Genomic DNA, 12,844 nt, shown 5'->3' with positions numbered 1-12,844 from the left:
CGGACCGGCCCGGCCGGTCGGGCCGCGAGGCTGTCCGCGCCGGTGCGCGTACGCTGAACAACCGGTTGACCACCCGGCCCACGGGGTCGTACCCGGGGGCCGGAGAACCGTCGAAGGGGAGACGATGAGCAACGATCCCGGCAGCGCCACCACGGAGCAGGCGGCGGCCGCCCCGGTGGCGGCCGACGGGACCGGCCCGTCCACCGACGGCGGCCCGACACCCGGAGGCGAGGCCGCGACTCCCGACACCGAGGCCGTGGCCCCCGGGTCGACGACGGGCGGCGAGCCGGACCGGGACGGAGACACCGGGAGGGAGACCGACCCGACCGACGCGGTGGAACGCCCCGACGGCAGCCCGGTTGCGATGCTCGCGCCGGGGGCGGCGGTCTTCGCCGTCCTGGCTCTCGGCTGGCTGGCCGCGATGCTCTGGTCCACCCGGGGGGCGATCAGCTCGGCCCAGGCGGGGGTCACCGCCATCAGCCTCTCCGCCTTCGCGCTGCCCGGGGTGATCTCGGCGGCGCTGGTCGCCGGGGCCGCCGTGGCCCTGGCCGCGGTGAACCTGCTCGCGCGGCGCGGGTTCGACCAGGCCACGGTCCGTTTCGTCGCGGCGGCCGGGACCGGCCTGCTGGTCGGCGCGGGGACCGCGGTGGCCATCAACCTCACCTACGCCGACACCGCCACGACGAACGTCATCGCCGGTACGGCCGCGGCCGCAGCCACCATCGGTGGTGCCGTCGCGGGGGCGCGGAGCGCGGCGGTGGCCGGTGCGGTGGTGGCGTCCGCCCTCGGGGTGCTGGTCTTCGTCGTCGCCTTCAGCCTGGCCCGGGACCCACTGTTCGACCTGTTCGGCGGGGACCGTGGTCAGGAGGCGCTGGTGAGCGCGGCGAGGTGGGTCTCGCGCACCGAGTCCCTGCTCGCCGGTCTCCTGGCCGGGGTGATCGCCTTCGCCTACCTGGGCTGGGCCCGCCGCCGGGCGGTCCGCCGCGACCCGACGGCGACCGCACCCCGGTGGCCGGCGTACCTGATCGCCGGGGCGGGGGCCGGCCTGCTCCTGCTGGTCGCCGAGGTGGTCATCCGGGTCGGCGGCCGGACCCTGCTCGACCTGGCCGCCGCGCTGAGCGAGGCGGACGCGGTGGCACAGACCTCCCTCGGCACCTCCCGGGTGGACAACGGGATCTGGGTGCTCTTCGTGGGGGCGCTCACCTGCCTGATCCTCTTCGGCCGGACCCTCAAGCCCGCCGAGGAGGTCGACGAGGAGCCCCTCGACGGGGACGAGACGGCCCCCGGGAGGGGATGAACCCGGCCCGGGTCAGGACGCCGAGTGCAGCAGCAGGTCCAGCTCGCTCGGGGCGTACCACTCCAGTTCGTGGTCCTCGGCGCCGTCAACGGTGAACTGGGCGTCCGGGTCGCCGTCGAGCGCCTTGACGACCACCTCGACGGCGGCTGTCACGTCGGGGACCGCCTCGTCGCCGTCGACGTGCAGGGCGGCGACCGCCTGCACCGACACCGGCTGCGTCAACGGCACCAGGCTGGAGCCGAGCACGGCGTCGGGACGCCCGATCGCGGCTGCCGGGAGGTCGACCGCCACCACGACCCGACGACGGGGGGCGGTGGGGTCGTCGTGCAGCAGCGCCAACGCGTCCTGGGCGGCTCGGGTGAAGGCGACGTACTCCAGCTCCTCCTCGTCGCCCTCGGCGTACCACTCGCGCAGGGCGGGGGTCACGGTGTGCCCGTCGTCCACCGGTAGTCCGTCGGCGCGCAGCCGCGCGAGCAGCGGCACGGTCGCCGGTACGTACACCCGGATCCGGTCCTCGCCCATGGGTCGCCTCCCCGCTGTCCACCGAGGCGCAGGCGGCCTCGGGTGCCGATCATGCCGTACGTCGAAACCGTCCTACACCCGGCGTCGCGTGGAGGCCAAGAGGATCCGGCGTGTCCTCGACGAAGTCGCCGGGACGGCCACACCGGTGATGTCGGTCACCGGTGGCAAACTGAACCAAACGAACGTCAACCCCGGAGGTTCTGGTGGAGCCGAGGTTCCTCCTGCTCTCCGACGTGGCCACCGAGCTGAACGTGTCGGATTCGCAGGTGTACCACATGGTACGCAGCGGGGAACTCCCCGCGATCAAGATCGGTGGTCGTGGTCAGTGGCGGGTCGAACGGGCCCGCCTGGAGGAGTACATCCAGCTCAAGTACACCGAGACCGCCGAGTGGGTCCGGAAGAACCCGCTGGCCGAGCGCGACGAGGAGTGACCGACAGCTCCGCGATCCCATTGACGGGTGACTCTGCGTACTTCAGACTGAGGCTATCGGAGGCAAACTGAAGCAAACGAAGGGTTTGACATGGTCGACATCCGACGCCCCGGCCCGACCCGCCCGCCGGTCCGGTTGCGTCCGGTCCCACCCCTCGACCCGCCCTTCACCGAGGAACCGGCCGACCTCTGGCCCCGCCCGTCCAACGCCCAACTCGCACTGGACCTGTTCGACAGGCGACCGGGCCGCCCGGCGAACCGCCACCAGGACCCCCGGTCCGCCCCCACCCGACCCGGCGGGCCGACCGGGCCGGCCGGTCGGCCCGCCGCGTCCCCCGGCCCGGCCGACCCCCTGTCCGGCGGTCTCGACCACGACGACGTCGACCCCCAGGCGTTCCGGGTCGCCCACCGGTTCGTCGCGATGTGCCTGGAGATCCTCAACGGGTACCGGCCACCGGGGCAGATCCGCCCACTGGCCGCCCCGGGCCAGGCCACCATCGTCGCCCAGCAGCTGGCCCGGGGCGCGGCCCGGTCCGGGCCGGTGAAACGCCGCTCCACCCGACCCGGGGTGCGGCTGCGACGACTCCGGGTCTGCCAACCCCGACCGACGGCGGTGGAGGCCGCCGCCGTGCTCGGCACCACCACCGGCACCTCCTGGGCGATGGCGCTGCGCCTGGAACAGCAGCGGGGCACCTGGCTCTGCACCACGATCCAGGTGCTCTGACCGTCGGGACGCCACGACGCACGGAACCCCGGGCACCCACCGTCGTGGGGGGTGCCCGGGGTTCCGTGCGTCAGGTAGGCCGCCGAGACAGCCGTACGGCTCAGGCGCCGCCGTTGGGAGCGCCGTGGCAGCGCTTGTACTTGCGGCCCGAGCCGCACGGGCAGGGGGCGTTACGCGACGGGCTGTTGCCGGAGTCGGCCTGCCCCGGAGCGTTCCGCCGGGCCACGTTCGACGCGACGGCCGGCCCGCCCAGCGCGGGGCTCGGACGCTGCCCGCCCCCGTTCTGGCCCGCACTCGCGGCCGGACGCTGCGACGCCGACCCGGAGGGAGCGCCCTGAGCGGGGGCGGCCGACCGGCCGATACCCAGCGCGGGGGCCTGCTCTTCGGGGCGCTCCACGACCACCCCGCCGGCACCGGCCTCACCGTCGATGGTGGGGGCGGAGTACTGCAACCCCTGCTGCTGGGGGGCGCGCTGGAGACCCTTCGCCTTGATCTCCACCGGCTTCTCCAGGAGCTGGACCTCCTCGGCCTCCGGCTCCGGCTCGGTGACCTGGACCTCGAGGTTGTAGAGGAAGCCGACGGTCTCCTCCTTGATGCCCTCCATCATGGTGGCGAACATGTCGAAGCCCTCGCGCTGGTACTCCACCACCGGGTCACGCTGGGCGTACGCCCGCAGGCTGATGCCCTCCTGGAGGTAGTCCATCTCGTACAGGTGCTCACGCCACTTGCGGTCGATGACCTGGAGCAGGACCATCCGCTCCAGCTGGCGGGTGCCCTCCTCGCCGAGCTGCTCCTCGCGCCGGTCGTAGGCGGCGTTGGCGTCCTCCTTCAACCGGGCGACGAGGAAGTCCTGGTCCAGGCTGGCCCGCTCACCGCCGGCCTCCTCCTCCAGTTCCTCGACGGTGACCCCGACCGGGTAGAGCTGCCGGAGGTTGGTCCAGAGCTGGTCGAGGTCCCAGTCCTCGGCGTACCCGTCGGAGGTGGCCCCCCGGACGTACGCCTCGACGGTGTCGTCGATCATGTTGCGGACCTGGTCGGAGAGGTCCTCCCCGTTGAGCACCCGCAGCCGCTCGGCGTAGACCACCTGGCGCTGCTTGTTCATGACCTCGTCGTACTTGAGGACGTTCTTACGGATCTCGGCGTTCTGGCCCTCGATCTGCGCCTGGGCACCCTTGATCTGGCGGGTGACCATCTTCGACTCGATCGGCACGTCCTCGGGGATGTTGAACCGCTCCATCACCGCCTCGACGGCGCCCGCCCGGAACCGCTTCATCAGGTCGTCCTGGAGGGAGAGGTAGAAGCGGGACTCGCCCGGGTCCCCCTGCCGACCGGCACGACCGCGCAGCTGGTTGTCGATCCGGCGGGACTCGTGCCGCTCGGTGCCCAGGACGTACAGGCCACCGGCGGCGGCGACCTCCTCCGCCTCGACCGCACAGGCCTGCTTCGCCTCCGGCAGGACCTCCTCCATCGCCTTGGCGTACTCGTCAGGCTGCTCGGCCGGGTCGAGGCCGCGCTGGCGCAGCTCGCTCGCGGCGAGGAACTCGGGGTTACCGCCGAGGAGGATGTCGGTACCACGGCCGGCCATGTTCGTGGCGACGGTGACCGCGCCCTTGCGCCCCGCCTGGGCGACGATCTCCGCCTCCCGGGCGTGGAACTTGGCGTTCAGCACCGAGTGCGGAATGCCCCGGCGACGCAGCAGCTGGGACAGGACCTCGGAGTTCTCCACCGAGACCGTGCCGACCAGGACCGGCTGACCGATCGCGTGCCGCTCGGCGATGTCCTCGATGACCGCGTTGAACTTGGCCTTCTCGGTCTTGTAGATGACGTCGGCGCGGTCCTCGCGGACCATCGGCCGGTGCGTGGGGATGCTCACCACGCCGACCTTGTAGACCTTGTTGAACTCACCGGCCTCGGTCTGGGCGGTACCGGTCATCCCGGAGAGCTTGTCGTAGAGGCGGAAGAAGTTCTGCAGGGTGATGGTGGCCAGGGTCTGGTTCTCCTGCTTGATCTCCACCCCCTCCTTGGCCTCGATCGCCTGGTGCATGCCCTCGTTGTACCGGCGGCCGTGCAGGATCCGGCCGGTGAACTCGTCGACGATCAGCACCTCGCCGTCGTTGACGATGTAGTCCTTGTCCCGCTTGTAGAGCTCCTTGGCCTTGATGGCGTTGTTCAGGTAGCCGACAAGCGGGGTGTTCACCGACTCGTACAGGTTGTCGATGCCGAGGCGGTCCTCGACCTTGGCGACACCCCGCTCGGTGACGGCGATGGTGCGCTTGGAGAAGTCGACCTCGTAGTCGCCCTCACCGTCCTTGCCGGCCTGGAGCCGGGCCACCACCCCGGCGAACTCGCCGTACCAGCGGGCGGAGTGCTCGGCCGGACCGGAGATGATCAGCGGGGTACGGGCCTCGTCGATCAGGATCGAGTCGACCTCGTCGACCACGGCGAAGTTGTGACCGCGCTGCACCAGCTCGTCCTTCGACCACGCCATGTTGTCGCGCAGGTAGTCGAAGCCGAACTCGTTGTTGGTCCCGTACGTGATGTCGCACTCGTACGCGGCCCGGTGCTCGCTGGACGGCCGGTTCGGCAGCACCACCCCGACGGTCAGGCCGAGGAACTCGTGCACCCGGCCCATCCACGCCGCGTCCCGCTGGGCGAGGTAGTCGTTGACGGTCACCACGTGCACGCCCAGCCCGGACAGTGCGTTGAGGTACACCGGCATGACCGAGGTCAGGGTCTTGCCCTCACCGGTCTTCATCTCGGCGATGTTGCCGAAGTGCAGCGCCGCGCCGCCCATCACCTGGACGTCGTACGGCCGCTGGCCGAGCACCCGGGCAGCCGCCTCGCGGCACACCGCGAAGGCTTCGGGTAGCAGGTCGTCGAGGGTCTCCCCGTCGGCCAGACGTTCCCGGAACTGGTCGGTCATGCCGCTCAGCTCCTCGTCGGTGAGGTCGACGTAGTCGTCCTCGATCGAGCTGACGGCGGCGGCGATCGCCTTGAGCCGGCGGACCATACGGCCCTCGCCGGCGCGGAGGACCTTTTCCAGAATCGACACGGATCAACGCTCCCCTGAGACAGTCTCGACCCATCGTAGGCGTTCGGTCGGGGTGCGCGTCACTGGTGGCGGCCCTCGGAGTCACCGAATACGACATAAACCGCGCCGCACGGCCCGCCGAGCGGGCAATCCGGTTACGCCCAGGGCGAACGGTCCGGCACGATTGCCCGATGAACGGTGTGGAGATCGTCGAGGACGGCCTGCGACTGCGTCCCTGGCAGGCGTCGGACGCCGACGCGGTCCACCGCGCCTGCCAGGACCCCGACATCCGGCGCTGGACCCGGGTGCCGAGCCCGTACCGCCGCCGGGACGCGGTCGGGTTCCTCACCGACCTGGCCCCGGCGGCCTGGGCCGACGGCACCGGCGCGCCCTTCGCCGTCTGCGACGAGGTCGGCGAGGAACTTCTCGGGTCCTGCTCCCTGGTCTCCATCGACCGGGTGCTGCGCTCGGGTGAGGTGGGCTACTGGACCGCCCCCTGGGCCCGGGGCAGGGGTGTCGCGGAGCGGGCGGTGCGTGCCCTGGCCCGGTGGGCGTTCGCCACCCTCGACCTGCGCCGCCTGCTCTGGCAGGCCGAACTCGGCAACCACGCCTCCCGGCTGGTGGCGCTGCGCGCCGGGTTCCGGATCGAGGGGCAGCTCCGGCTGGCCGACCCGGTGACCGAGGGCGGCGACGGGTGGATCGGCTCCCTGCTGCCCGGTGAGGTGCCGGCGCCGGGTGCACCCGGACCGGCCGCCACGGGCACCCTCGCGGCCCGCCGGGCCGCCGTCTTCGGTCGGGACCAACCCACCCTCTTCGCCACCGTCGGCGACCACGAACTGCGGCTACGCCCGTTGGAGGTACGGGACCTGGGGGCGGTGACCACCACCTGCCAGGACCCGGAGACGATCCGGTGGACCACGGTCCCGGTCCCGTACCGGCACGACGACGCCGAGGCGTACCTGGGCGTCACCCGGCGCGCCTGGGCGGCGGGGACCGCCGCGAACTTCGTGCTCGCCGACCAGGACGACTGCTACGTCGGCGTGATCGACCTGCGGCTGAGCCCCACCGACCCGCTCCTGGCCGACGTGGGATTCATGGTCGCCCCGCACGCCAGGGGCCGAGGGTACGTCGCCGCCGGGCTGGCCGCCCTCAGCACCTGGGGGTTCACCACCCTCGGGCTGGCCCGGATCGAGTGGCGGGCGATGGTCGGCAACACCGCCTCCCGAAGGGCTGCGGAGAAGGCCGGTTTCACCGTGGAGGGCACCCTGCGGGCCGGGCTGAACCATCGGGGGCAGCGGGTGGACTGCTGGATCGCCGCCCTGCTCCCGCAGGACGTGACGTGAGCAGTCGACAGCCGGACGTGACGTGAGCCGTCGACAGCCGCCCTGCTTCCGACTGGCGTGACGTGAGCCGGTAGGTACGGGTCCGTCGCGGTGGGTCTCCTACCGACCCACCGCGACGTCCCGACGGCGGATCGGCTCAGGTGTCGAGCGAGAGGATGCCGTAGTCGTAGGCGTGCCGCCGGTAGACGACGCTGGGTCGGCCGGACTCCTTGTCCTGGAACAGGTAGAAGTCGTGCCCGACCAGTTCCATCTGGAACAGGGCCTCGTCGACGGTCATCGGGTCGGCCGGGTGCACCTTCTCCCGGGCGATGTGCCACGGCTGGTCGTCGAACTCGTCCTCGGGCTCGTCCTCGCGTTCGGCGACGGCGGTGGCCGTACCGTTGCGGGCGGCGAGCGACGCGGCCAGCGGGGTGTCGAGTTCCACCACCGGCAGACCTGCGGTGGCGGCGGCGACGGAGATCGGCGCGTGCCGCCCCCGGTGGACCCGCCGACGGTCGGCAGCCCGGCGCAGCCGGGTCTCCAACTTGGCGATGGCGGCGTCGAGCGCGCTGTAGAAGTCGTCGGTGCAGGCCTCGGCGCGGACCACCGGCCCACGGGACACGACGGTTATCTCGACCCGCTGGCAGTGGTCGGCCTGGCGGGGGTTGCGCTCGTGGAAGAGTTCGACGTCGACCCGGATCAGCTTGTGGTCGTACCGCTCGATCTTGGCAAGCTTCTCTGCGACGTGCACCCGGTAGTGGTCGGGGACCTCGACGTTACGGCCCTTGACAACGATGTCCATCTGACCTCCTCGTACGGACGGTCTGTTTCGATCAACACCCGGTCGATCCGCCTGTCGGGAGTCCCGCTCGGGCGTCGACCGGTCAGGTACGGCTACGCCTCCTCTCACCGCCAGGGGCGGTGCGAACACCTCTACCCTGGACACCGAAACGCTAACGCCGATTGGCCCGGCAGTCACCCCCAGTTGTCACCGTGGCCCAAAAGTTTTCACACGTCGTTACACCATCGGGTGAAACGGAAACACGGACAGTCACCGACTGTGCCGTCTCCGGGTCGCGGCGAGGACCGCCGCGACCGACGGTGCGAGTCCGGCCACCCGCAGTGTCCGACTCACCGCCGCCAGGGTCGCGCCGGTGGTGAGGATGTCGTCGAGCACCACGACCACCGGCTCCGACACCCCGGACCGACCGGCCCGGGAGCGGGCGACCGGGAGCGGTGTGGTCGGAGGTCGACTCCGGGGTGGGGCGGACGACGGTGGGGCGGACGGTCGGGGCCGCCACGCGCCGGAGCGCAGCCGGAACGCCGCCTCGGCCGCCCTCGCCCGGTCCGCGCTGCCCAGACCCGCCGAATCGGCACGGGGTGCGGCCACCAGCGGGTGGAGCACCCGCACCGGCCAGCCGGCTGTCCGCAACCGGGTCGCCGCCTGCCGGGTCAACCGGTCCAGGTGGTCCCCGTAGCGGGCCCGGGCCGCCGCAGCGGTGTCGGGAACCCCGATCAGCAGCACCGGACGGACCTGTCCCACCGCTGCGGCCACCACCTCGGCCAGCAGCGCCCCCAACGGCCGGGCCAGCCCGTGCCGTCCCCGGTCCTTGTAGGTCAGCAGGGACTCCCGCAGGGCTCCCTCGTACGGGCCGAGGGCCACGCAGGGCGGCAGGCCGGGCGGGGCCGGTGTGGGGCGTACCGATCGGGGGCGCAGGGCCCGTAGCTCGGCCGCACAGTCGGCGCAGACCCCCTGCCGCAGGCGCGTGGCGACACTGCGGCACCCCGCGCACTCGGCCGGCAACACCAGGTCGCCGAGGTCCGCCCAGAGCCCTGCGAAGTCCGGCACGGTCCCCCCGGCGGTCAGTAGAGGAAGAAGGGTGCCGTCGGGTTTCCCGCCGTCGCCCCGTTCGCCTGCGGCGGCACGAGCACCTGTTCCTGCTTGATCCGTTCGAACGGATTGCTGCGGTAGGCCACCCCGTTGGCCTCGTACATGAGCGTCCCGGCGGAGATGGAGACGACCGGATTGACCGGGTACGCCGCGAGGTGGGTCACCTGCCCCCCGACGTCGGTGTTGCGGGGTGCCTCCAGGGCACCGTCCACGCTGGTCTCGTGGATCGCCGGTCGGCCGCCGCTACCCGCCACCACCAGGCTGTTCTCGCCACCCCAGTCGACAGCGGTCAACGCGGTCAGGGAGGTGCTGATCTGCCGGGCCGGACCCACGTTGACCTGACCGCCGTCGAGGTTCACCGCCGCCACGTAGAGCACCCCACCGGCGATCACCGCGATCCGGTGCCCGTCGAGGGCGGCGGCCACCGCCGTCACCCGACCGGCGACGTTGAGCAGCGGCACCTGTTCCATCCTGGCCTCGGCGTCGAACCGGTAGAGCTTCCCGTCGGCGGCGACCAGGCCGTGCGGCCGGTCCGGGGCGGCCGAGCGCAGCCAGACCGGTTGACCGGTCGAGGTGAACGGCGCGCTGGTCGCGGAGATCTTCACGTCGGTGGGGCCGGACCCGACACCGAGGCGGTTCCTGCCGTCCGTACCGGTCAGCACGAGGGCGGCGAGGACCTGGTCCCCGGAGCGGGCCAGGGCCGCCGACACCGCCCGCTGGTTCGCGGAGGTCACCACCGGCACCGTCCCGCTCGGCTCCCCGGCGAAGGCCAACGGCTGGATCACCCCGTCGTAGAGGCAGAACCGCTGCGGACTGTCGCTGATCGGGTACGCCGGGTGCGACAGCCGGTGCTCGCGGAGACTGTCGATCACCCGCCGGGTCTGGTTGCGGATCTTCAGCTCCAGGGTCCCCTGCAACTCGGGCAGGGACCAGGCCAGCTGGGTGGCGAGCTGGTCCAGCCGGTCGTCGTCCTCTCCCGACATGGTGAGGTTGACCTCCCACCGGCCGTCCGACTCGGTGGCGTTGTTGATGAGGCTGGTGCCGTCGGGCAGTCGACTCACCCCCGGGCCGAGCCAGTCCGACGGGCCGGCGGTCAGCCACCGCACCACGTCGGTCACCCGCCGCTCGGCGGCGACCGCCAGCGGCAGGTAGCGCTGGTCGGGGACCAGACGGGAGCGGTCGGAGCTCCAGAAGTAGATCGTCTCGGACTGGTAGAACTCCCGCAGCGCGGTGTCGCTGAGCAGGAGCACGTTCGGCGGGTTGCGGACGTACAACCCGTTGCTCTCCTCGCGCTCGCCGGTGTTGAGCTCGAACTGGTACTCGCTCTCGGTCGCCACCGGCGGCACCAGGGTGCCGTTGGCCCGCAGCAGGCCGATCTGCTGCACCGCGATGCGGACCTTGGTGCTCTCGACGTCGGTGGTGATCACCGGTTCGTCGCGCAGGCGCACCACCGTCAGCCCGACCTCGCTGCCCTGCTTCTCCTGGAGGCGGTCCCGCTCGGCGGGGTCGATGAACTGCTTGACCCGCTGGTACGCCCGGTCCGGCTCCCCGGCGGCGGCGGCGAGGAAGTTGCGGACGAAGACGTCCGGATCGGTTCCGGCCGAGGTCCGGTTGGGCGGCTCGTCACGACGCAGGCTGGACCCGTTGGCCACCACCGACGGCCGGCGTTCGTCCACCTGGACCTCGGACTCGTTGGGGATCCCGCACCCGGAGAGCCCGGCCAGCAGTACGCCGACACAACCGGCGGCGAGCAGTCTGATCCGGTACGACCTCACGACCCCACCTCGGCCCGACCGGCCGTACCGGCGGGTGTCGGACCGCCCTGCGGGCCACCGTCCGGGTCGTGGCCGGAGACCGACACCTCGGTGGAGGGGTTCCGACCCGGCTGACGGCCCGGTGCCGACGTGGTGAACGACGCCGTGACGACGCTCGTCGACCAGGTCCCCGACCCGGCTCTCGCCAGGTCCGTCACCGGCACCGCCGTCACCAGGTCGGACCCCGTCCCGACGCCGATGGCCGACGGGCCGCCGTCGCGGGGTCCGCCGAAGGGCAGGACCGCGTCGGCAGGCACCAGGCGCAGCGGGGAGGTGGTCAGCCGGTCCCCCGCCCGGGCCGGGAGCGTGAGTCGGAACTGGGCACCCTGCCCGGGCGCCCCCCACGCCTCCAGCCAGCCGCCGTGCAGCCGGGCGTCCTCCAGACTGATCGACAGGCCGAGCCCCGTACCGCCGGTCTGTCGGGCCCGGGACGGGTCGGCCCGCCAGAACCGGTTGAAGACCAACTTCTCCTCCCCCGGCTTGAGCCCCACCCCGTGATCCCGGACGGTGATCGCCACAGCGGTCTGGTCGATGCCCAACGTGATGTGGACCGGGCGACGCTCACCGTGCTCCACGGCGTTGCCGACCAGGTTGCGCAGCACCCGCTCGACCCGGCGGGGATCGACCTCGGCGATGACCGGGGTGTTCGGCACGTCGAGTACCAGCTCCACCCCGACCCGCTCGGCCAGCCCGGCCAACCTGTCGGCCACCCGGTGCACCATCGGGACCAGGTCGGTCGGCTCGGCGTCGAGCATGGCGAAACCGGCGTCGAACCGGCTGATCTCCAGCAGGTCGGTGAGGAGTTCCTCGAACCGGTCCAGCTCGGCCTGGAGCAGTTCGGCGCTGCGCGCCACCGCCGGGTCGAACTCGTCACGCTCGGCGAAGATCAGGTCGGCGGCCATTCGGACCGTGGTCAACGGGGTCCGCAGCTCGTGCGAGACGTCGGAGGTGAAGCGGCGTTGCAGCCGGGACATCTCCTCCAGGCGCAGGATCTGCCGCTGGAGGTTGGTCGCCATCTGGTTGAACGAGGCGGCGAGCAGGGCCAGGTCGTCCTCGCCGTCGACCACCATCCGCTGGTCGAGCAGACCGGCGGAGAGGCGTTGGGCGGTCCGGGCGGCAACCCGTACCGGGGTCACCACCAACCGGGTGACCAGGGCTGCCAGCAGCCCGAGCAGGAGGACCAGGGCGACCCCGGTGGCCACCACCGTGGCTCGGGCGTCGGCGGCGGTGGCGTCCTGCCGGTCCAGCGGTACGAGGTAGTAGAGCTCCAACTGCCCGAACCGGGTCGGCACGGGTGAGCCGTAGACCAGGTACTTGGTGCGTTCCCCGGTCAGCCGGCCGGTACGGATCTGGTGCGCGACGTTGCCGTCGGCGACGGCGGCCCGCAGCTCCCGGCTGATCAGGGCCTGGTACTCGACGTCAGAGGAACTACGGGACTCGATGACGCCGGTGTACCGGTCGGCGGTGAGCGCGACCACCACCCCGTTGGTCTGCTGCGGGTCCCCTCCGGCCAGGTAGTTGACGGTGCCCTCGATGGTCTCCTGGAGCTGCGCCTCCTGGGGGGTGCTGTAGAGGCTGAGCTGCTTGGCGGAGTAGTCCTGCCCGTTCTGCAACCGCAGCAGCACGTCGGACTTGGCGTTCTCCAACAGGATGTTGGTGATCTTGTCGGCGATCAGGTACGCGAACCCGCCGACCAGCAGGCTGGAGACGACGAGTGTGATGGTGACCACCCGCAGTTGCAGCGACCGACGCCAGGCCCGGTGCAGGCCGCCGAAGAGTCGGGCGAACCAGCCGAGCAGTCCGTGCCACGACT

10 protein-coding genes are annotated in these 12,844 nt (G+C 71.9%); 4 read left to right on the top strand and 6 right to left on the bottom strand.

Annotated features, from left to right (window positions below; all coding sequences use genetic code 11):
• Nucleotides 1–124 precede the first annotated feature (124 nt).
• The gene (locus WHN02_RS09495) at nucleotides 125–1,297 is read left to right on the top strand and encodes a hypothetical protein (RefSeq protein WP_434742992.1); all 1,173 of its coding nucleotides are present in this window, start codon (nucleotides 125–127) and stop codon (nucleotides 1,295–1,297) included.
• 12 nt (nucleotides 1,298–1,309) lie between these two features.
• Here WHN02_RS09495 and WHN02_RS09490 read toward each other — a convergent pair whose 3' ends face one another.
• Nucleotides 1,310–1,819, bottom strand: a complete 510-nt coding sequence (locus WHN02_RS09490; protein ID WP_434742991.1) for a DUF6912 family protein — start codon at nucleotides 1,817–1,819, stop codon at nucleotides 1,310–1,312.
• 200 nt (nucleotides 1,820–2,019) lie between these two features.
• Between WHN02_RS09490 and WHN02_RS09485 the strand changes: the two genes are divergently transcribed.
• Both WHN02_RS09485 and WHN02_RS09480 read left to right on the top strand, forming a co-directional pair.
• Nucleotides 2,020–2,250 carry a helix-turn-helix domain-containing protein gene (locus tag WHN02_RS09485; RefSeq protein ID WP_434743887.1) on the top strand — a complete coding sequence of 77 codons (231 nt, stop codon included), beginning with the start codon at nucleotides 2,020–2,022 and terminating at the stop codon, nucleotides 2,248–2,250.
• Between the two features lie 90 nt (nucleotides 2,251–2,340).
• Complete coding sequence (locus WHN02_RS09480) at nucleotides 2,341–2,973, top strand: Rv3235 family protein (protein ID WP_434742990.1); 633 nt, start codon at nucleotides 2,341–2,343, stop codon at nucleotides 2,971–2,973.
• A gap of 100 nt (nucleotides 2,974–3,073) precedes the next feature.
• Here WHN02_RS09480 and secA read toward each other — a convergent pair whose 3' ends face one another.
• Complete coding sequence (gene secA, locus WHN02_RS09475; protein WP_434742989.1) at nucleotides 3,074–6,025, bottom strand: preprotein translocase subunit SecA; 2,952 nt, start codon at nucleotides 6,023–6,025, stop codon at nucleotides 3,074–3,076.
• 170 nt (nucleotides 6,026–6,195) lie between these two features.
• Between secA and WHN02_RS09470 the strand changes: the two genes are divergently transcribed.
• A complete protein-coding gene (locus WHN02_RS09470; protein WP_434742988.1) occupies nucleotides 6,196–7,347 on the top strand; it encodes a GNAT family N-acetyltransferase in 1,152 nt (383 codons plus the stop codon).
• A gap of 136 nt (nucleotides 7,348–7,483) precedes the next feature.
• Here WHN02_RS09470 and hpf read toward each other — a convergent pair whose 3' ends face one another.
• The 4 genes from hpf to mtrB all read right to left on the bottom strand — a co-directional run bounded on the left by hpf (nucleotide 7,484) and on the right by mtrB (nucleotide 12,830).
• Nucleotides 7,484–8,128, bottom strand: a complete 645-nt coding sequence (gene hpf, locus WHN02_RS09465) for a ribosome hibernation-promoting factor, HPF/YfiA family (protein WP_350899986.1) — start codon at nucleotides 8,126–8,128, stop codon at nucleotides 7,484–7,486.
• Between the two features lie 249 nt (nucleotides 8,129–8,377).
• Nucleotides 8,378–9,175 (bottom strand): ComF family protein, encoded by a 798-nt coding sequence (locus WHN02_RS09460; protein WP_434742987.1) that lies wholly within the window; start codon nucleotides 9,173–9,175, stop codon nucleotides 8,378–8,380.
• Between the two features lie 14 nt (nucleotides 9,176–9,189).
• Complete coding sequence (locus tag WHN02_RS09455) at nucleotides 9,190–10,992, bottom strand: LpqB family beta-propeller domain-containing protein (protein ID WP_434742986.1); 1,803 nt, start codon at nucleotides 10,990–10,992, stop codon at nucleotides 9,190–9,192.
• Nucleotides 10,989–12,830, bottom strand: coding sequence for an MtrAB system histidine kinase MtrB (gene mtrB, locus WHN02_RS09450; RefSeq protein ID WP_434743886.1), 1,842 nt, complete (start codon nucleotides 12,828–12,830; stop codon nucleotides 10,989–10,991). Before mtrB ends, WHN02_RS09455 begins: the two co-directional genes overlap by 4 nt.
• Nucleotides 12,831–12,844 lie beyond the last annotated feature (14 nt).

It is taken from the genome of Micromonospora sp. SH-82 (assembly GCF_051132485.1).
Taxonomy (GTDB): Bacteria; Actinomycetota; Actinomycetes; order Mycobacteriales; family Micromonosporaceae; genus Micromonospora.
Note: the sequence above shows the minus strand (reverse complement) of the source record. Positions and strands in the feature narration are given on the sequence as shown.